The organism is Pseudomonas asplenii (assembly GCF_900105475.1).
GTDB classification, from domain to species: Bacteria; Pseudomonadota; Gammaproteobacteria; order Pseudomonadales; family Pseudomonadaceae; genus Aquipseudomonas; species Aquipseudomonas asplenii.
On record NZ_LT629777.1, the window covers coordinates 3,925,503 to 3,944,516 of the forward strand.

17 protein-coding genes are annotated in these 19,014 nt (G+C 58.6%); 9 read left to right on the top strand and 8 right to left on the bottom strand.

The window, feature by feature from the left end; all coding sequences use genetic code 11:
* Positions 1-16 precede the first annotated feature (16 nt).
* The 4 genes from BLU37_RS18065 to aepX all read left to right on the top strand — a co-directional run bounded on the left by BLU37_RS18065 (position 17) and on the right by aepX (position 4,386).
* The gene (locus BLU37_RS18065; RefSeq protein WP_232000332.1) at positions 17-1,138 is read left to right on the top strand and encodes a pyridoxal phosphate-dependent aminotransferase; all 1,122 of its coding nucleotides are present in this window, start codon (positions 17-19) and stop codon (positions 1,136-1,138) included.
* A 28-nt stretch (positions 1,139-1,166) separates the two neighbouring features.
* Positions 1,167-1,997: a hypothetical protein gene (locus BLU37_RS18070; RefSeq protein WP_090207218.1), complete on the top strand. Its 831-nt coding sequence runs from the start codon at positions 1,167-1,169 to the stop codon at positions 1,995-1,997.
* A 62-nt stretch (positions 1,998-2,059) separates the two neighbouring features.
* A complete protein-coding gene (gene fumC, locus BLU37_RS18075; RefSeq protein WP_232000520.1) occupies positions 2,060-3,448 on the top strand; it encodes a class II fumarate hydratase in 1,389 nt (462 codons plus the stop codon).
* Between the two features lie 47 nt (positions 3,449-3,495).
* Positions 3,496-4,386 (top strand): phosphoenolpyruvate mutase, encoded by an 891-nt coding sequence (gene aepX / locus BLU37_RS18080; RefSeq protein WP_090207224.1) that lies wholly within the window; start codon positions 3,496-3,498, stop codon positions 4,384-4,386.
* Positions 4,387-4,521: 135 nt separating this feature from the next.
* Here the strand turns inward: aepX and BLU37_RS18085 are convergent, their stop codons facing one another.
* From BLU37_RS18085 to BLU37_RS18100, 4 genes are all read right to left on the bottom strand, one after another.
* The gene (locus BLU37_RS18085; RefSeq protein WP_010444446.1) at positions 4,522-5,391 is read right to left on the bottom strand and encodes an isocitrate lyase/PEP mutase family protein; all 870 of its coding nucleotides are present in this window, start codon (positions 5,389-5,391) and stop codon (positions 4,522-4,524) included.
* Between the two features lie 157 nt (positions 5,392-5,548).
* Complete coding sequence (locus BLU37_RS18090; RefSeq protein ID WP_090207227.1) at positions 5,549-7,168, bottom strand: acyltransferase family protein; 1,620 nt, start codon at positions 7,166-7,168, stop codon at positions 5,549-5,551.
* Between the two features lie 370 nt (positions 7,169-7,538).
* Positions 7,539-8,138, bottom strand: a complete 600-nt coding sequence (locus tag BLU37_RS18095) for a hypothetical protein (protein ID WP_090207230.1) — start codon at positions 8,136-8,138, stop codon at positions 7,539-7,541.
* Between the two features lies 1 nt (position 8,139).
* Positions 8,140-9,186, bottom strand: a complete 1,047-nt coding sequence (locus BLU37_RS18100; protein ID WP_090207233.1) for an N-acetylmuramidase family protein — start codon at positions 9,184-9,186, stop codon at positions 8,140-8,142.
* A 381-nt stretch (positions 9,187-9,567) separates the two neighbouring features.
* Here BLU37_RS18100 and BLU37_RS18105 point away from each other — a divergent pair, with 381 nt between their 5' ends.
* The 4 genes from BLU37_RS18105 (at position 9,568) to BLU37_RS18120 (ending at position 15,880) form a co-directional block, all read left to right on the top strand.
* Complete coding sequence (locus BLU37_RS18105) at positions 9,568-10,386, top strand: alpha/beta fold hydrolase (protein ID WP_090207236.1); 819 nt, start codon at positions 9,568-9,570, stop codon at positions 10,384-10,386.
* 170 nt (positions 10,387-10,556) lie between these two features.
* Complete coding sequence (locus tag BLU37_RS18110) at positions 10,557-12,425, top strand: ATP-binding protein (protein WP_090207238.1); 1,869 nt, start codon at positions 10,557-10,559, stop codon at positions 12,423-12,425.
* A gap of 369 nt (positions 12,426-12,794) precedes the next feature.
* The gene (locus BLU37_RS18115) at positions 12,795-14,543 is read left to right on the top strand and encodes an ABC transporter permease (protein ID WP_090207241.1); all 1,749 of its coding nucleotides are present in this window, start codon (positions 12,795-12,797) and stop codon (positions 14,541-14,543) included.
* Positions 14,544-14,557: 14 nt separating this feature from the next.
* Positions 14,558-15,880: an ABC transporter ATP-binding protein gene (locus tag BLU37_RS18120; RefSeq protein WP_090207244.1), complete on the top strand. Its 1,323-nt coding sequence runs from the start codon at positions 14,558-14,560 to the stop codon at positions 15,878-15,880.
* 109 nt (positions 15,881-15,989) lie between these two features.
* On the opposite strand, the gene BLU37_RS18125 is transcribed toward BLU37_RS18120, so the two are convergent.
* The 4 genes from BLU37_RS18125 to BLU37_RS18140 form a co-directional block, all read right to left on the bottom strand.
* A complete protein-coding gene (locus BLU37_RS18125) occupies positions 15,990-16,568 on the bottom strand; it encodes a DUF4337 domain-containing protein (protein ID WP_010444434.1) in 579 nt (192 codons plus the stop codon).
* A 52-nt stretch (positions 16,569-16,620) separates the two neighbouring features.
* The gene (locus BLU37_RS18130) at positions 16,621-16,839 is read right to left on the bottom strand and encodes a hypothetical protein (protein ID WP_010444433.1); all 219 of its coding nucleotides are present in this window, start codon (positions 16,837-16,839) and stop codon (positions 16,621-16,623) included.
* Positions 16,840-17,005: 166 nt separating this feature from the next.
* Complete coding sequence (locus tag BLU37_RS18135) at positions 17,006-17,626, bottom strand: LysE family translocator (RefSeq protein ID WP_090207248.1); 621 nt, start codon at positions 17,624-17,626, stop codon at positions 17,006-17,008.
* Between the two features lie 109 nt (positions 17,627-17,735).
* Positions 17,736-18,296, bottom strand: a complete 561-nt coding sequence (locus tag BLU37_RS18140) for a GNAT family N-acetyltransferase (RefSeq protein WP_090207252.1) — start codon at positions 18,294-18,296, stop codon at positions 17,736-17,738.
* A gap of 125 nt (positions 18,297-18,421) precedes the next feature.
* On the opposite strand from BLU37_RS18140, the gene BLU37_RS18145 reads away from it, so the two are divergent.
* Entirely contained in the window at positions 18,422-19,009 is a 588-nt protein-coding gene (locus BLU37_RS18145; RefSeq protein ID WP_090207254.1) for a LysE family translocator, read from the top strand.
* Positions 19,010-19,014 lie beyond the last annotated feature (5 nt).

Consider the following 19,014-nt stretch of genomic DNA (forward strand, 5'->3'; position numbering starts at 1 on the left):
TTTAAAGGAAAGCGGAGTGCACGTTATCAACTTCGCCGCCGGCGAGTTGTCATTCGATGCCAGCGCACAAATGAAAGCGGGAGCCCTGGAAGCTATCCAGGGGGCGCGCAACCGCTATACCCCACCACTGGGGCTGCCTCGCTTGCGCGAACAACTGGCGCTGCGGGTGACGGAGCGTACCGGGGTCGCGTTCGCGGCCAGCGAAGTGGCGGTGACCGCCGGGGCCAAGCAGGCGCTCTACAATGCCTGCATGGTGCTGCTCAACCCGGGCGATGAAGTCATCGTGCCGATCCCTCACTGGGAGACGTTTCCGACGCAGATTCGTCTGGCAGGCGCTACCCCGGTGGGTGTGGATACACGCCCCGACGATTATCGCCTGACCGCCAGGGCCGTGAGGGCTGCGCTTACGCCGCGTACCCGGATGATCGTGATCAACAGCCCCAACAATCCAACCGGCACCGTGTATCAAAAGCAGCAGTTGCTCGAGATCGCCCAACTGGCGGTCGATCATCAGCTGTGGGTGTTGTTTGACGAGTGTTATCGCAATCTCACTCGAGAGCCGTTCGAGCATCACAACATTCTGTCGTTGTTGCCGGCGCTCAAGCCCCAGTCGGTGTTGATCGATTCATTCTCCAAAAGCCAGGCCGTCACCGGCTGGCGGGTCGGGTACGCCTGTGCGCCGGCCCAGGTCATTTCGGCCATGCACAACCTGCAAGGCCACACCACATCGAACCCCAGCAGCCTCTCGCAGTACGCTGCACTGGCCACGATCAGCGCGGGCAGCGAACCCTTTGTCGCTCAGCTTGGGCCCTTTCTGCAACGGCAACTGGACACGGCACGCAGCTACCTGGATCAGGTGCCCGGTTTGACCTATGCGCCGCCGGAAGGCGCCTTTTACCTGTATATCGACGTCACCCCCTGGCTGGGTGGTCTTTATCACGGCGAACAGGTCAGGGACGTCGACCACCTCAGCGATCTGTTGTTGACCGAGGCGCATATTGCGGTAGTGCCCGGATCCGGCTGCGGTGACCCTTCCAGTATCAGAATCTCTTATGCACTCGAACCTGAAGAGTTGGTCGAGGGCTTGTCTCGTTTCGTGCAGTTTTTGTCGTCGGTCGAACGCTTGAATAACCACTGATTCAATAAAAATAATGTCAGGAGAACATATGGAAAGTTCAAACGGGGTATTCATGGATTACGTGAATCAGGCATTGGTTGAAGTTGAGGACCGTAATCTGGTGGAAGCACTGCTGGACGGTTTCATCAATAACGCCGATCGGCTGATTGATTACACTCGGCGTTATGAAGACATGACCTCGCAACCCTGGTCGACCTCTTCGCTGTGTACATTCTTTTGTGGTTGGAGAAGTCCTGACGGGGCGGCCCATGCCGTTGCCAGTATTATCGTGCGCCTCCTGCAACTGTCCGAGTCGGTGCCTGAGCCTGAGTCGAAGTTGGCGTTGCTCGAAGCCGCCAGGCATTGCGGCGAAATCATTGTCGAGGATGTGGGCCTGGGGGAGATGCACGGCCATCCCCACCACTCCAAGCTGTATCAGCGCATGGCCACGACCATCTGCGGTTCTGATGACTGGCGGTTGCAGGACCGCTACCTGAACCCTATCACCAAGGAGTTTTCGGCCTGGGTGGGGGAAAAGCGCCCCCTCGCACCGGACCTGACCGAAGCTCTGGAAATGATGGCGCTGACCGAGCTGTTCAATACCGGCGAATACAACGTGATGACGCCTTTGTGGAAACGCTGGCTGCGCGAATCACGCGGTTATCCGGCCGGAGAAACTCACCGCATCGCAGCCTTTCTCAGCGTTCATTGCGGCAGTGTCGAGGCGCGGCATTTCTGTCATGCCACCGATGCCCTGGCGCTGTACTGCCAGGCCACTGGCCAATCGATCAACTACCGCCGCATTGCGGCACTGTCCAATGAGTATGTGGTTCGTGCCTGTGAGCATCTGGGCAAGATGGCGTCGGTCCTTGCGGCCTAGGGGCGTCGACGACTTTTCCGATAATCCATTGATCACGGTCATCGATACGATGACAGGAGAACCTGATGCGCCTTGAATCCGATTCCATGGGCTCTGTGCCGGTAGCGCCTGACAAATACTGGGGCGCGCAGACGGAGCGCTCGATCCATCACTTTCCCATTGGCCGTTCACGCTTCCGTTGGGGCGGTCCCATGATCCGCTCCATGGGGATTCTGAAAAAAGCCGCAGCCTTGGCGAACCTCGCCTTGGGCGAACTGCCCGAGTCGGTTGCCTTGCCGATTGTGCGGGCCGCCGACGAAGTCATCGACGGCAAGCTGGACGAGCATTTTCCGCTGGTGGTGTTCCAGACGGGGTCTGGCACGCAATCGAACATGAACGCCAATGAGGTCATTGCCAACCGGGCGATCGAGATGCTCGGCGGGGAGATGGGCAGCAAGACTCCGATCCATCCCAATGATCACGTCAACCGTGGGCAGTCGTCGAACGATACGTTCCCCACGGCCATGTACATGGTGGTCGTGGCGGAAGTCTTCGAAACCTTGCTCCCGGGGGTGACGCTGCTGCGCAATACCTTGGCGGCCAAGGCCCAGGCTTTTGCCGATTTGGTGAAGGTCGGCCGGACTCATTTGCAGGACGCGACGCCGATCACCCTGGGCCAGGAGATCGGTGGCTGGGTCGAGCAGCTCGACTACACGCTCAAGGGCATCGAGCAGAATATCCAGGGGTTGTATGACCTGGCCATCGGTGGCACGGCTGTGGGGACCGGGCTCAATGCCCACCCACGCTTTGGCGATGAGTGCGCGCGGCACATCGCAGAGCTGACCGGCTATCCATTCAGGGCATCGTCGAACAAGTTCTTTTCCCTGGCAGCCCATGATGCGTTGGTGAACACCTCGGCGGCGATCCGCACGCTGGCCATGGCCCTGCTGAAGATCGCCAATGATGTGCGCTGGCTGGCAAGTGGCCCTCGCTGCGGCATTGGCGAGATCGATATCCCCGAAAACGAACCCGGTTCGTCGATCATGCCGGGCAAGGTGAACCCGACCCAGTGCGAGGCGCTGACCATGGTCTGCACCCAGGTCTTCGGCAACGACGCGACGGTGGCCTTTGCCGGCAGCCAGGGCAACTTTCAACTGAATGTCTACAAGCCGGTGATGGTGCACAACGTGCTGGAGAGCATCACCCTGTTGGCAGAGTCGTGCCGCGCGTTCAACGATTATTGTGCCGAGGGCATCACTCCCAACCTGCCTCGAATCGAGGCCAACCTGCAGAAAAACCTCATGCTGGTCACCGCGTTGAATCGCCACATCGGTTACGACAAGGCCGCGATCATCGCCAAGACCGCCCATCACGAGGGGAAATCCTTGCGGGAGGTGGCGCAGCAATTGGGCTTCGTCTCCCCCGACGAGTTCGATCGATTCGTCATCCCCCTGGACATGACGCACTCATGATTGGGGCTCCCCGAGAGCACTACCTACCAGACTTTGAGAGGTTTTGTATGCAGGAAGCAGACGTTCGTCCGGGCAGCCTTCGCGCCCTGTTGGCTACCCGTCGTTGCTTGCGGGTACTGGAAGTGCACAGTCCGATATCCGCCTTGCTGGCTGAGCAATCACGCCTGGAAACCGGTCCTGGCCAATGGGTGGCCTATGATGCCATCTGGTCCAGTTCACTGACCGACTCGACACAACGAGGCTTGCCCGATATAGAAATTCTTTCCCCGAGCAATCGGTTGCAGGGTATCCGCGAGATTTTCGATGTGTGTGCCTTGCCGATGATTTACGACGCCGATACCGGCGGCAAGCCGGAACATTTCGCCATCCACGTCAAGATGCTCGAGCGTGCGGGCGTCGGTGCCGTGGTGATCGAGGACAAGTGTGGGCTGAAGAAAAACTCGCTGTTTGGCAATGACGTCAGCCAGGCTCAGGAATCAATCGAGGCGTTTTGCCAGAAGATTCGTCTGGGGCGGGCGAGCAGGGCGCCACAGGGGATGATGATCATTGCGCGGTGCGAGAGCCTGATTCTGGACCGGGGCATGGACGAGGCCATGGAGCGCTGCCTGGCGTATGCCGAGGCGGGGGCCGACGGCATCATGATTCACAGCCGCAGGAAGGATGGCGAGGAGGTCCTGGAGTTTGCCCGACGGTTTCGTGCGCATTATCCCGATGTTCCACTGGTCTGCGTTCCCACCAGCTATGCGCATTTGAGTTTTGAGCAGTTGCAGGAGGCGGGATTCAACGTCGTCATCTATGCCAACCACATGTTGCGCAGTGCATACATGGCGATGAAGGAGGTGGCCACGGGGATCCTGAAGCATGGGCGTACGCTGGAGGTGGAGCAACGTTGCCTGGGGATCGATGAGATCCTGGACTTGATCCCCGGCACCCGTTAACGCGTCGACAAGGGGGCAGGGGCAGCAGGAAAGGCTGCTGCTGGCGGGGGCCGAATCGGTCCTCGCCGCTTCTTTGCTTTCGCCCGGTCCCTGGGCGACAGGTTGGTTGCGCTTACCGTTGCGGTCCGGCCGGTATCACTCTTCCACGTCCATGAACTCTTTCGCCCAGGCCACGTAGCTCTCGGGAAAGGTGTAGGTGTGGGTCAGCTCCGTGGCGCTGAGGTTCGAGGTGCTGTGGGTGACCTGGCGCTGGGCTCGCAGGCTATCGTAGGTGGCCTTGATCGAGGCGAAGTAGGCGCCGTGGCCGGCGACGATCACGCGTACACCCAGGTCCGTCAGGCGCTGGCTGTCATTGAGTTTCGGGTTGCCGTAGGTCACCAGCATCAATGGCACGCTGAGGTTTTCCGCGATCTGCTCCAGGTGGTCGAAATCGCTGATGCCCACCATGCAGATGCCATCGGCGCCGGCCTTTTCATAGGCTTTGGTGCGTTCGATGATGGCCTGGGTCGGCAGTGCACCGGCATTGGTCCGGGCGATGATCGTCAACTCCGGGTCGACACGGGCCTCGAGGGCGGCCTTGACCTTGCCGATGCCTTCCTCAATGGAGATCAGGTCCGTGGACTTGCGGCCGAACTGTGCAGGCAGCAGGGTATCTTCGATGGTCAGTGCTGCGACGCCGGCGCGTTCGAGTTCTTCGACGGTGCGCATGACGTTGAGGGCATTGCCGTAACCGTGGTCGGCGTCAGCGATGAAAGGTAGCTGGGCGACACGGCCGATCCGCGTGGCCTGTTCGACGAATTCACTCAGGGTGATCAGGGCGAAGTCGGGGGCCGCCAGCACTTGCAGCGAGGCGACCGAGCCACCGAGGATACCGACCTCGAAACCCAGGTCGGCCGCGATGCGTGCGGACATCGGGTCAAAAACGGACGCTGTTTCTACGCAGGTCGGTTTGGCGAGCAATTCACGGAAATTACGACGAAGAGCGGTGTGGGAGATTTTCGGCATGATCATTCCTGGTTCTGGCCATCGTCAAATACGATCTATGCCTGTTCATAATGCGGCGAGACTACCACGCAGGACCACAGGCAGTTATGACGTTTGAGAATAGGCTATGCGCCATGCACATAGGCTTGGCGTCTGGCCCCGACGGTTCCTGCCGAGCTTACTGGGAGATCTCACTGACTTTCCTGGTGATCGCGTCCATGACCGCTTGCTGGGTTCGGGCGATGATCAGACCTGGGGTCTGCTCATAATCCAGCCCTCCCCATTCGATCGGGGTGCCGAACGGGATGCCATAAAATTTATCGTCATAGCTGACGATATTGTATCGATACTCCTGCTCGACTTTCACCAGTATGGCGAGGGCAGGAGTTTTATTGACATTCTTGTAGATAGCTTCGCTGACGTCTTTCTGAGTGTTGGCGATAATCAGGCCTTGAGTCTGTTCATAATGGGGGGCTCCCCACTTGATCGGCATGCCGAACGGAATGCCATAAAATTTTTCATCGTAGTTGACGATATTGTACCGATGCGCCGATTCGACCGCCACGAGGATGGGCGGAGGTGCTTGCCTCGGTGTATAGGCCGTCAGCCAGGCAATATACAGGCAGACTGTAACCGTAGCGGCCGCCGACCATGCCAGCGGCTTTCGCGAACGCACAGTCAATTCAGGGGATAGCGGTGCGATGATCCTGCGTTGTCTCCATTGATTGAATGGAGTTTCAATGGCAAAGCAGGCAAACCAGGCAATGAAAAGTGAAGTTCCGATGATGATTGCTTGTGTTGAATAGGTGCCGGCAGGTAGACCGAATGTCTTCAGCATCATGCCGATAATCAATCCATGAACGATGTAGGTCGGATAGCTGAACTCGCCCAGCCAGCGATCGATGCGATTGTCTTTCCAGAGCAGGAAAACAAAAGGCAGGCAGAGGGCAAAGACACAATAGAACATCCATAGCGCTGGCGTGTCGTAGCCTGCGGCACTGCCAATAACCGGGTACCCACCGGAAAACAGTATGTAAAAAACTCCGCCGAGTACGATGATGTTAATCGGTAGGGTCGCGTTTTTTAGTGCCGGCCACTTGATGAGTTGTCGGTAAAAATAGTAGCCCAGGCTTCCCATAAGGAAAAAGCATAGGGTTGCAGGCAGAAAGTAATACCCCCATCCAATCGGGTTGAACGATTCCCGCATATTCCAGAAAACCGCACGTACCAACAGGCTGGCAAGGAGCAGGATTATGATTCTGCGGCGACTGTGAACGACGAAGGGGGCCAGAATATAAAATATGAGCTCTACTGACAGTGTCCAGGCCTGCCCAATGAGCATTACAGAGTTTTCAAAATACGACCTGTCAATGTGCGAGCTGATAAAACTCATGTAGCTATTGATGTCGCCCTTGGCAAATGAGTGGGAGGTGAGTTGGTGCCAGTCCTGGCCTAGAATGAACAGATTCATGAAGATCAGGCTAAGCTGACCAAAAAAACCATGCCCCAGGTTGTCAGTAAACGCGCTTGGTGTGTCGGTATAGATATACCAGACGATCATGAATGCCAGCATCGCCAGGTAGACAGGAAATATCCTGAAAACTCGGGATAAATAAAACTTGGTGACCCAGGGGGTATCGGATTTTATGTATTTCTCGTTGATCACCAAGGTCATGTAGAACCCTGAAATCATGAAAAAAAACATGACGGCAATTGAGGCATGAAGCCAGTGGAAAGGAGCTTTCGGGGTGTGGTGGACGAGAACCGATAAAGCAAGAAACAACCGAAGCATTCCCATTTTTGCCGAAATCCTTTGCTACCAGAGTATTTTTCAGTCCGAAGACGATCGGTGGTGCATTTTCAATAGAAAATGCGTAAGCGAGAGGGACGCCGAAAACCGCACTCTCAACCTTGGCACGGATGCTGGGGCTCGCATGCAGCCAGTACCAGCAGCTTAAATATTTGACCCGCGCAGAGTAAACCAGTGAGAGAGAAGTGGGTAGATCAAAGAGCCCTGCCCGAGGCTGGTGAAGGGGGGCAAGTGCACGACAGCTGGTGATTGCTGTCGTGGTTGAAGTGCGTCGATTGCATTCTGTAGGCTGCCGGGATTGCCGTCTGGCAGTTGCCACGCTTTTGCGGACAATCCCGTTCTTGCGGAGAGTCCAATATCAGTGCTTGGGCACACTCAGTCGCGTGTACTGATCCTGGCTGATCCAGCCGGTGAAGGAGCGACCCTCGGCGTTGAGGTACTCGACCTGGGCTGCACCGTCCTTGAAGGCCAGTACGCCGACGACATCGTCCTTGACGATGTAAGGCCCCTTGGTGGCCTTGGCATTCTGGGTTTTCTGCAGCAGGGCCTTGTCGGCCGAGACCGTCACCAGGCCGATCCAGTTCTTGCTGGCGGTCTGGGTCAGGTTCAGGCCCGTGGCGATTTCCGGCATCAGCACGTTCATGCAGCCTGGATGCTGCTGGCCTTGTTCGACTTTCAGGGTGACGCCATCGGCCGAGGCCTTCACGCTGCCCGGATAGACCTCGTCGACCCAGGTCGACAGCGCCTCGGGCTTGCCCTGCAGGTAGAAGGCACAGCTGAAGTTGCCTTCGCCGCGTTCTTCCGAGTAGAACCCTTCGACCTGGTGGTCCGGCGTGACCGCCAGCATCAACTGCTCGTACTTGCCCGAATGCAGTCCCGCGGCGAAAGCCGATGTACCGGCACACAGCGAAATTGCCCCGGCGATCAGCCAGCGGGAAACGGAAAGTTTATGCGTCATTTCATTTTTTTCCTTCAAGTTTTTCGTAGGCCTTTTTAATGCGCGAGTCATAGTCGCCATAGTCCTTGCCGTTATAGTTGAAGGCCATGCCGACATAATCCTTGTTCTTCATGGCCTTCATCAATGCCGAGTTCTTCAGGCAAAAGCCGACGAATGCCTTTAGTTGCGTGCCCGCATTGAGTTTCATGTCGGTGACGAATTCAAAGACATTCTTGTAGCCACAGGCGGCAAAGTTGAAACCCATCACTTGAAACATGCCCCAGGACGCCGACATCAGGGCCGCTTCCTGGTCCAGGCCGAAAGCGGTGGCCATGGTTTCCCAGGCCTTGGTCTGGTCCTTGTTGTTGACCTGCCACTGCGGGCCAGCCTTTTTCACGTAGGGGTAGGACAGCAGCGGATGCGTTTGGTCGTATTTGCTCTTGGTGTACTTGCGGAAGATATGCCCTTCGAAGGCGATCACCGGCAATTTGGCCGGGCCGAAACCGGAACGGCCACCGGACTCGACGGTGGCAAATGCCTTGAGGATATTGACCGGGATCCCGTTGCCCAACTGTGTTGCGGCATTCTGGAAGTCGCTGTCGCTCAAGGTCATGTTGCCGTCACACGTGGCCTGGAGCACCATCTGCCGGTTGCGCCGCTCGGCTTCGATGATCGCGCGCATGCGGTCCAGGTAGTGATTGACGGTGGCCTGGACCATGTCGCTGCCGTTGTTGCCGAAGGCGTTGAGGAAGGTCGGCAAGCGCAGGGTCGGGTGCGGCTTGACCGGCACCTTGATCGCTTCTTCGATCAGGCTGTTGAAGGTCCGGCCGGTCGGATCGACCACGCCGTCGGGGTGGGCATATTTGAGATGACGGAATTGATACTGGCTGATGCACTGCACCAACTGACCATCGCACTTGCCATTTTCCTGCAGGGGAGTACCCATCTTCGGAATGATCAGGTTGAACAAGTACTGGATGCACTGAACATCGGCGGGCAAGTTCCGCGCCTTGCCGGGAGAACCGACCGAAGCGCTGATGAGACTAGGCAGGCCCTGCAGATTTTTCATCATCGACATCCTTGTTGTGTTGTAAAAATGACAGAAAGTGCCATCACCTTAATATCATTTTTGTATCTTTATCATACGTTGAAACATTTGGCTGGCGGAAACTAACAAGCAGTTTTGAGGTTGTCCAGAGGCTGTTTTGAAAGTTGTGAAATGTCCGTCATCCCCTCGGGTTGAACCGCGCAAATGCGACGAATGCTCTCTACGCTCAGGGTTCGCGGTCGAGTACCGCATTCTCCAGATGAGACAGCACATGCCTGCAATCGTGCCCAGTGGGTTACAGGGATAGTAGGAGGGGCGAGCAGGCCAGGTGCCGCTCGCGGATGAGCCGGCGTTCCTGCCTGCCATCTTGTCTGTTTCAACCGACGACCCACAGGAGTCTTTATGAGCACGTTCGTGACACGCGATGACACCGAGATCTATTACAAGGACTGGGGCACTGGCAAGCCGGTGTTGTTCAGTCATGGCTGGCCCCTGGATGCGGACATGTGGGAATACCAGATGGAGTACCTGAGCAGCCGCGGCTATCGCACCATCGCTTTCGACCGGCGCGGTTTTGGTCGTTCCAGCCAGCCCTGGAACGGTTACGACTACGACACGTTCGCCGACGACCTGGCCCAGTTGATCGAGCATCTGGACCTTCAGGCCGTGACGCTGGTGGGCTTCTCCATGGGCGGTGGCGACGTCAGCCGCTACATCGCCCGCCACGGCAGTCAGCGGGTTGCCGGGCTGGTGTTGCTGGGCGCTGTAACGCCCCTGTTCATCCAGACCGAAGACCACCCGCTGGGCGTCCCCCAGGCGGTTTTCGATGACATCAAGGCCGGCCTGCTCAAGGATCGGGCGCAATTCATCGCCGACTTTGCCGCGCCGTTCTATGGCATCAACCACGGCCAGGTGGTTTCCGAGGGCGTGCTGACCCAGACCTTGAACATCGCACTGATGGCATCGCTCAAGGGGACCGTGGATTGCGTGAGCGCCTTCTCCGGAACCGACTTCCGCGCGGACATGGCCAAGATCGATGTCCCGACACTGGTGATCCATGGTGACGACGACCAGATCGTGCCGATCGAGGCCACCGGCAAGCTGGCGGCCGAGATGATTGACGGCGCGACCCTCAAGGTCTACGCCGGTGCCCCCCACGGTTTTGCCGTGACCCACGCTCAGCAACTGAACGAAGACCTGCTGGCATTCCTGGCGGGTTGATCGCTGCGCTCTGCAAGGCTGTTTCTCCATCTCTCCCGTCGGGTGCGGGGGAGATGTCATGGGTATCCCAAATCCCCTATCACCGCCAGGCTACTGTAGGATAATCAGCAGCTCTAACCAGGGAAGTCTATGGAGCTTTTCGTTTTTAGCGGCAATGGAGGCCGTGATACATGTTCAAGGCGAGACGTAATCTATGGATCTTATTATTTGTTTATGTCGTCGGTGTCAGTGGTTATATCTATTATCTGCATTCCCAGGCTCGGGATATTCTGACGCACAGCATCAACGATAAACTGCTTCATGCGGCACTGGGGGCTTCTGCCATTCTCGGTGACCGGTATCACGATCATCTGGTCGACAAGGGTTCCAAATCGGACGCCCAGGATCTGGAGTCCATCCAGCGTCTCTCCCGCTTCAACCAGGCCATGGGGACGGCTTTTGTCTATACCGTGATCAAGCAAGCGGGTTCAGCCTACCTGGTCAGTTCCAGCGCTTCGCAAGAAGAGGTTCGGAACAAGAACTTCGTGCGTTTTTTTGATCCCTACCCGGACGCCAGTCAGGCCTTGCTGGATAGTTTTGAGCGCAGTGAACCCAGTTGGATCGATTACTCTGACCATTGGGGCGATTTCCGGGCTGTCTTCATTCCGTTGAAATCCCATGATGGGACGGTTTATGTAGCCGGTGCGGAAATGAGACTGGCTGACTATTATCAGCAATTGGGATGGGAGTCTCTCTATCATATTGTATTGGCTATCCTGGTTTTCCTGGCGTTTAGCATGTTGTTTGTCGTTGATTCGTTACGCATGCGCGCTCATTTAGAACAGTTGCAGATAAACGAGAAGTTGGGGCAAGCCAAAAAAGCTGCCGAACAGGCCGATCAATACAAGACACAATTTCTGGCGTCCATGAGTCATGAAATTCGCACGCCCATGTATGGTGTTATCGGTGCAACCGACGTATTGGCGGGAACGTCGCTGAACCCGGCGCAGCGCTCCTTGCTGAACACGATTCAGGCCAGTGGTACGGCGTTGCTGGCGTTGATCAACGATATCCTCGACCTTGCAAAGATCGAGTCGGGCAAGCCTGATCTTAAACCGCGAGTGTTCGAATTGCGTACGCTGGTGAACGCCAGTGCGGCGCTGCTCCGACAGAATATCCAGGACAAACCGGTCGAACTTGACGTCCAGATTTCGAGAAACGTACCCCGCTGGGTCAAGGTTGACGCCGATCGTCTTCGCCAGGTCTTGTTTAACCTGTTGGGTAACGCGATCAAATTCACCGAAACAGGCAAGGTATCGCTGGTTGTCGAGTCCAGCGTCAATGCCAGTGCGCCGAGGCTCGACTTTTCCATACGGGACACGGGTATCGGCATTTCCACCGAACAGCAGATCAGCCTGTTCGACCCCTTTGTCCAGTTTGAAGGGGCGGTTGACCAGCGTTTCAGTGGCAGCGGCCTTGGCCTCTCCATTTGCAAGAGCCTGATCGAAGCCCAGGGAGGTGAGTTGTCTGTCAGCAGTCGGTTTGGTGTGGGTTCGGTTTTTTCCTTCTCATTGCCTACCGAGTCTTTTCTCGCTGGCGAAATCCCCGTTGCCACGGACCAGCCGGCAGCGGTTTTCGACGCCTCTTTCGCCCATGACTATCCGCTCTATATCCTGCTGGTGGAGAACCATCCGCTGAACCAGAAAGTGGCCATGGCAATGCTCCAGAACCTGGGATATCAGCCGGACCTGGCCGCCAATGGGCTGGAGGCACTGGATCACTGCATGAGTGTCACACCGGATGTCATTCTCATGGATATCAATATGCCAGGGATGGACGGGTTGGAGGCTATTCGCCGGATTCGCCAAATGCCGTCAGGCGAGCATTGCTACATCGTGGCCTTCACGGCCAGTGCGTTTTCCAGCGAGATCGATCATTTCCGGCGTGCGGGGGCCAACGATATCCTGACCAAACCAGCGAATCTCCGGGAATTTTGCGAGGTGCTGCAGCGTTCTGCCGATTATCTTCAGCTTCAAGACAGCTATTCCATGGCTGAATGAACGCAGGAGCTATCCATTGCTCTCATGCTGCTTGCGATATGCACGCGGCGGCAGTCGCGGATGGATGAAGAGGAGTGTGTATGGTCATGGGCGTGGCTCTGTCTGACGCGGCAGCGCCCCGGCCAGGCGGGAGCGGAAAATTTATATGAATTTTATATTTCTGTAATATTTTGAAATATATAATCGCCCCCGCGCAGCGATCTCCACCGCCATCCGGTCTGTGGCCTCCCTTCGATCTTTTCCCTGTTACTTCTTCAATATGTGCTGTGCTTAGGTCACCTGAGTCTTGCCTGAGCGTGCTCGGGTGCCTTGAACAGTGCCGGTCCGTAGTCTTGTCTCCTTCGTGGAGCGCAGTTGGAATCGTCGACCATGAATAAGGTTTTTCATCACTACATCCCGGCCAGTACGCGACGTCTGCTCCCCAATCGCTGGGACCTGATGGCTCTGCCGCTGGTTATCGGCTTCCTGTTGTTGCTGTCGATCGGTGCACGGGAAACCTGGGCGCCGATTTCCACCCTGCAGAGCCAGGCGATTTCCCTTGATCCGGGCAACCTGCCCGAGTACGCGATACGTACCACGCTGCGGATGCTGGCCGCGATGGTCGCCTCGCTGGTCTTCACCTTCCTCTATGGGACCCTGGCGGCGAAAAGCCGGCGTGCCGAGAAGTTGCTGGTGCCGGTGCTCGATATCCTGCAGTCGGTGCCGGTGCTGGGCTACATCTCGTTCACCGTGACCTTTTTCCTGTTGCTGTTTCCCGGGCGGGTTCTGGGCGCGGAGTGTGCGGCGATTTTTGCGATCTTCACCAGCCAGGCCTGGAACATGACCTTCAGCTTCTACCAGTCGCTGCGCATGCTGCCTCGTGACCTGGTGGAAGTGTCCAGCAGCCTGCAATTGTCGGGCTGGCAGAAATTCTGGAAGCTCGATGTGCCCTTCGCCATTCCCGGGCTGGTCTGGAACATGATGATGAGTATGTCCGGCGGCTGGTTCTTCGTGGTCGCCTCGGAAGCCATTACCGTGGGCGATAAAACCATCACCTTGCCCGGCATCGGTTCCTACCTGGCGCTGGCGATCGACCAGCGTGATTTGTCGGCCGTCGGGTATGTGATCCTGACGATGGTCGTGGTGATCCTGATCTACGATCAGTTCCTGTTTCGGCCCCTGGTGGCCTGGGCGGACAAGTTCCGTATGGAAGATACTGCGGCTCAGGGCGGCGTTCCGGAGTCCGGGGTCTTGCGCCTGATCCAGCGTACCCGGGTGATCCAGCGTCTGATTCGTCCCGTGGTGCGCGCCGTCACCCGTCTCGGCCATCTGCGTCTGAGCCTGAACCTGGCAACACCCCGTGTGGAGTCGGAGCAGGGCCGGCAGGCGGCCTCCCGGGTGGTCGATTGGGTCTGGGGAGCCTGCATCGGCGCCCTGGCGTGTTATGCGTTCTATCACATCGTGCTGTATGTCAGCAGCGAAGTGACCTTCGGCGAAGTCGGCCATGTGCTGTGGCTGGGTCTGATCACCTTGCTGCGGGTGGCCTTGCTGATCTTCATCGCTTCGCTGATCTGGGTACCGCTGGGCGTGATGATCGGTCTGCGCCCGCATCTTGCGGAGAAGATCCAGCCGCTGGCGCAGTTTCTCGCGGCGTTTCCGGCCAACCTGCTGTTTCCCGTGTTCGTCATCGTCATCCTGCAGTTCCATCTGAACCCGGATATCTGGCTCAGCCCGCTGATCGTGCTGGGTACCCAGTGGTACATCCTGTTTAACGTGATCGCAGGCGCCAGTGCCTTCCCCAATGACTTTCGCGAAGCGGCGGCGAATTTCCACATCCGCGGCTGGCAGTGGTGGCGCAAGGTCATGCTGCCGGGCATTTTCCCGTACTACGTGACCGGGGCGATCACTGCGTCTGGCGGCGCCTGGAACGCCAGCATCGTTTCCGAGTTCGTCTCCTGGGGCCAGGACAAAGTGGTTGCCCATGGTTTGGGCGCTTATATCGCGCAGATGACCGCGGCCGGCGACTTCCCGAAAATCACCCTGGGAGTCGTGGTGATGTCGTTGTTCGTCGTGCTGTTCAACCGGCTGATCTGGCGTCCCATGTACGCCCTGGCCGAAAACAAACTTCGTATGAATTAACCTGAGTCGGTCCCATGAACAGCCATACCGAATACACTCGCCCCGCCCGTGAAATCTACTCGCTGACCCAGGTGACCAAGGGCTTTGGCAAAGGCAAGGACGAACGACAAGTACTCAGTGACGTTGATCTGAACCTGCATGAAGGCGAAATCGTCGGTCTGCTGGGGCGCTCCGGTTCGGGCAAGTCGACGCTGCTGCGGATTATCGCCGGCCTGGTTCAGCCCACCTCCGGCGAAGTGCTCTACAACGGTGACCCGCTGAGCGGCCCGGCGAAAGGCGTGGCCATGGTGTTCCAGACATTCGCTCTGTTTCCCTGGCTGACCGTGCTGGAGAACGTTGAGGCCGGCTTGCAGGCATTGCAGGTCGAGCCGAAGGAGGCACGCAAGCGCGCCTTGGCGGCGATCGACCTGATTGGCCTCGACGGCTTTGAGAACGCCTATCCACGCGAGCTGTCCGGTGGCATGCGCCAGCGGGTGGGCTTTGCCCGTGGGCTGGTGGTCAACCCGACCCTGTTGCTGATGGACGAGCCGTTCTCGGCCCTCGACGTACTCACCGCGGAAAACCTGCGTACCGACCTGCTGGAGCTGTGGAGCAGCGGGCAACTGCCGATCAAGTCGATCCTGATCGTCACGCATAACATTGAGGAAGCGGTGTTGATGTGCGACCGGATCCTGGTCCTGTCCTCGAACCCCGGGCGGGTCGTGGCGCAGATCAAGGTGCCGTTCGCCCATCCGCGTAACCGTCTCGACCCGATCTTTCGCAAGATGGTCGATGATATCTATGCGCTGATGACCGACCGGCGCAGCGCCGATGCCCATAGCGGCAAGCCCGAGCTGCAAATGGGCAGCCGTTTGCCGGAGGTACCGACTAACCTGATGGCCGGTCTGATCGAGGCGCTGGCGGCCGAGCCGTACCATGGGCGTGCGGGTTTGCCGAACGTGGCGGAGCGTTTGCTGCTGGAGGTTGACGATCTGTTCCCGGTAGCCGAGATGCTCGAACACCTGGGCTTTGCCGAGTTGCGCGGTGCCGACATTTCCCTGACCGAAGCGGGCAAGCGGTTTGCCGAAGACGGTACCCAGGAGCGCAAGGTGATGTTCGCCGACCACCTGCTGCGTCAGGTCCCGTTGGCGGCGCGTATTCGTCAGGTTTTGCAGGAGCGCCACGGGCACTGGGCACCGCGGGTACGTTTCGAGCAGGAGCTGGAGGATTACCTCAGCGAAGACTTCGTCGAGCAGACGCTGGAAAGTGTGATCAGTTGGGGGCGCTACGCCGAAATCTTCTCCTACAACGACGCAACTGAAATCTTCAGTCTGGAAGACGTCGAGGGCGAAAGCTGAGGTTGTCAGCGCGCTTTGCCCGCAAGCTGGCTCCCGGTGGGGGCCAGCTTGCGGGCGACAACGCTGTACAGGAGCGGTCTAGCGCCGGCTGTTCCTACAAAAACAGCCTTCAGATATGCATCCAGGCCATCGACCCCAACACCACGCTTGCACCCACTGCAGTATAGGAAAGGCGCTTTAGCCATTCACGACGGGTCAGCAGGGTAATCGCCGCCAGCGAAATGGCGATCTGGATGGCGGTCATCGCCTGGGCCCAGCGGTGATGCTGGTGCAGCGCCTGCTCGGACTTGGCATCCCATTCGCGACTCTGCGCTTCCAGCCCCTCGGCCTTCTGGCGCACCACTTCCTTTTCCTTGCGGTAACGCTCGGCTTCGGCGTTGTAGTGCGCGGCATCCAGCCCTGGAATATGGCTGGCCATTTCCGAGAGGTTCTGGCGGCTGGACTTGGCCTGGTAGTAGTTCCACTGGTTGGCGGCTTCGGTCTTGATGATGGCCGCGTTGTTCTTGTCCATCGCCGCTTCGCTTTCCGTGGAGCCCGCCTGGTAGCTGAGCATGGCGCCGAGGGTGGCCATGACGGCGGTCATCACCGCGATCCGGCTGGCAAAGCCGTCTCCTCGGGCGTGGGCATGCTCGGTGGTGTGTTCGACATGTTTTTCGTGAGGGCTGGGGACTTCGAAAGCTTCGCTCATAAACGCTGGTCTTGAGGTGAGAGGGGAGGCACGGCAAGTCTGCAACAGCCGTTTAATCGCGCAGCATGCTCTCGCCGTATTCGCTGAAGCTGCTGCCCAGGTTACGGTTCATCGAGTCGCTTTCCTGGCTCAGGCGGGTGCTGCTGTTGTAGTGCTGCTGACAGCTGAGGGTCGAGCAGGCGCTGTTGTTGTGGGTGCTCATGTCCGACGAACAGGCGCCCAGCAGCAGGCTGCCCAGTAGCAGTGTGGCTTTGACGAGACTCGGTTTCATGGACGATTCCCCTGTGCTGACACATTTTGTAATTAATGCTTGGAGCATCTTACGCCTTCGCCGGGGCGCCCTACATGAAATTTTCCGGACTGAGGCCGTGTCCGGCACTGCGGCTGTAGAGCCGGCGACGGGTATTGATCACGAGCGCGGGTGTGGTCTCGACCTCTCAGGCCCTGCGTGCCATCAGCAGCACCGAGGCCGCCCCCGAGAGCAATACCGCACAGCCGCGATTGAACAGGCGCTTGCCCCGGGGTTCGGCGAACCAACGACGCATGTGGATGCCCATGTAGGCATAGGCACTGATGGCGATCCACTCCAGCATCAGGAACAGAGCACCCAGTACGGCGAACTGCGCAGACACGCTTTGGGCAGGGTCGACGAACTGTGGCAGGAAGGCGGTGAAGATCAGGATCGCCTTGGGGTTGCCTGCCGCCACCAGAAACTCCTGACGGGCGAGCGCGGGCAGGTTGGCCCGGGTGCTCTCAGTCTTGACCTCGGCATCCGGGCTGGCGCGCCAGAGCTGGATGGCGAGGTAGATCAGATAACCCGCGCCGAGGATCTTGATGGCATGGAACAGCAGTTCCGACGTCTGCAGCACCAACGCCAGTCCCGCCGACGCCAGGGCGATCATCCCGGCAAAGGCCAGCAGGCGGCCGAGGCCGGCCAGGCAGGAAACCCGAAAGCCATAACGGGTCGAGTTGCTGACCGACAGCAGGTTGTTCGGGCCGGGAGCCATGTTCAGGGCAAAACACGCCGGGATGAAGAGGATCAGGGTCGACAGGTCCATGGCGCACTCCGGGCGCAGCAGGGGGAGGGACCGACAGTAACGCCAAATATCGGCCGGATGCCAGGGGTTTGATGCTTGATCGCGTGTTGTGCGCCTTCGCCAGCCTGTGCTACATGAAACTCTCGGGGCTCAGGTAGCGTTCGGCGCTGAGGCTGTAGAGCAGGCTGTGGGGTTGGCCCGGAACATCGTCCAGTTCACCGTCGACAATCATTCGGGCGCGCTCCAGGGTACGGCGCGAGGGCAGGTTGTCCGGTCGTACCAGACCGATGACTTCGTTTCGCTCCAGGTGCCTGAAGGCCACGTCGAGGGCCGCCTCGACCATCTCGCTGGCGTAGCCCTTGCCCCAGGCGTCCACCGCAAAGCGGAAGTACAGGTTCAAGCCGGTTCGTGAACCGAAGGTGGCGTCCTGCAGTCCGCCGAATCCCAGCACGGTTTCCGGTTGCTCCCGGTCGCAGACGGCCCAATAACCGAAGCCTTTGTCCTTCCAGTGTTCGACCCAGTGAAACAGGTTGCTGCTGGTGGTCTCCAGGGACGCCGGGCCCTTGGGGTTGAAACGATTGGTTTGTGGGTCGCCATGAATGGCCTGGGCGACCTTGAGGTCGTCCGCCCGCACCGGGCGCAGCAGCAGACGGTGGGTGTGGATGACGGGAACGGGTGTGGACAGTGACATGTGCGGTGTTCCTCCGGCGGCAGAAGCTGAGCCGGATAATGCGCCGCCAGGGGAGTTTTCTTCAATACGTCACGCAGGCGGCTGGGTACCGTGCATCTCATCTTCACCCTAGAGAGACGTATCCGATGAGTGTTCTGCTTTCCATGGCCGCCTTTGCGCTGGCTTCGTCCATCACCCCAGGCCCGGTCAATATCGTCGCCTTGAGTGCCGGTGCGCAGTTCGGCCTGCGTGCCAGCCTGCGGCATGTCACGGGGGCCACGCTGGGTTTCACCCTGCTGCTGGTGTTGATCGGCCTCGGCCTGCATGAGCTGTTGCTGCGGGTACCGGTGCTGACGCGGGGTATTCAGCTCGGCGGTGTGGCGTTTCTCGTGTACATGGCCTGGAAGCTGGCCATGGATGACGGTTCGCTCAATGCCGGCCAGTCCGGAAAGCGCCCGACCCTGACCCTCGGCGCCGTGATGCAGTGGCTCAACCCCAAGGCCTGGCTGGCCTGCGTCGCCGGTATGGGCGCGTTTGCCGCCAATGGCGATACGCGGGTGGTGTTGGAGTTTGCCCTGATCTATTTCGTGATCTGCTACGGCTCGATTGCCTGCTGGGCCTTTGCCGGCACCTTCTTGCGCCGCTACCTGGAAAATCCTCGGGGGATGCGCCTGTTCAATCGGCTGATGGCCTTGTTGCTGGTACTCAGCGCGGCCTACCTGATGCTGCCTTGAGGACG

What these genes read in the sequence shown, in the direction of transcription:
- BLU37_RS18070 (WP_090207218.1), top strand. Translation starts at nt 1,167, where the DNA reads ATGGAAAGTTCAAACGGGGTATTCATGGATTACGTGAATCAGGCATTG.
- aepX (WP_090207224.1), top strand. Translation starts at nt 3,496, where the DNA reads ATGCAGGAAGCAGACGTTCGTCCGGGCAGCCTTCGCGCCCTGTTGGCT.
- BLU37_RS18085 (WP_010444446.1), bottom strand. Translation starts at nt 5,391, where the DNA reads ATGCCGAAAATCTCCCACACCGCTCTTCGTCGTAATTTCCGTGAATTG.
- BLU37_RS18090 (WP_090207227.1), bottom strand. Translation starts at nt 7,168, where the DNA reads ATGGGAATGCTTCGGTTGTTTCTTGCTTTATCGGTTCTCGTCCACCAC.
- BLU37_RS18095 (WP_090207230.1), bottom strand. Translation starts at nt 8,138, where the DNA reads ATGACGCATAAACTTTCCGTTTCCCGCTGGCTGATCGCCGGGGCAATT.
- BLU37_RS18100 (WP_090207233.1), bottom strand. Translation starts at nt 9,186, where the DNA reads ATGAAAAATCTGCAGGGCCTGCCTAGTCTCATCAGCGCTTCGGTCGGT.
- BLU37_RS18105 (WP_090207236.1), top strand. Translation starts at nt 9,568, where the DNA reads ATGAGCACGTTCGTGACACGCGATGACACCGAGATCTATTACAAGGAC.
- BLU37_RS18110 (WP_090207238.1), top strand. Translation starts at nt 10,557, where the DNA reads ATGTTCAAGGCGAGACGTAATCTATGGATCTTATTATTTGTTTATGTC.
- BLU37_RS18115 (WP_090207241.1), top strand. Translation starts at nt 12,795, where the DNA reads ATGAATAAGGTTTTTCATCACTACATCCCGGCCAGTACGCGACGTCTG.
- BLU37_RS18120 (WP_090207244.1), top strand. Translation starts at nt 14,558, where the DNA reads ATGAACAGCCATACCGAATACACTCGCCCCGCCCGTGAAATCTACTCG.
- BLU37_RS18125 (WP_010444434.1), bottom strand. Translation starts at nt 16,568, where the DNA reads ATGAGCGAAGCTTTCGAAGTCCCCAGCCCTCACGAAAAACATGTCGAA.
- BLU37_RS18130 (WP_010444433.1), bottom strand. Translation starts at nt 16,839, where the DNA reads ATGAAACCGAGTCTCGTCAAAGCCACACTGCTACTGGGCAGCCTGCTG.
- BLU37_RS18135 (WP_090207248.1), bottom strand. Translation starts at nt 17,626, where the DNA reads ATGGACCTGTCGACCCTGATCCTCTTCATCCCGGCGTGTTTTGCCCTG.
- BLU37_RS18140 (WP_090207252.1), bottom strand. Translation starts at nt 18,296, where the DNA reads ATGTCACTGTCCACACCCGTTCCCGTCATCCACACCCACCGTCTGCTG.
- BLU37_RS18145 (WP_090207254.1), top strand. Translation starts at nt 18,422, where the DNA reads ATGAGTGTTCTGCTTTCCATGGCCGCCTTTGCGCTGGCTTCGTCCATC.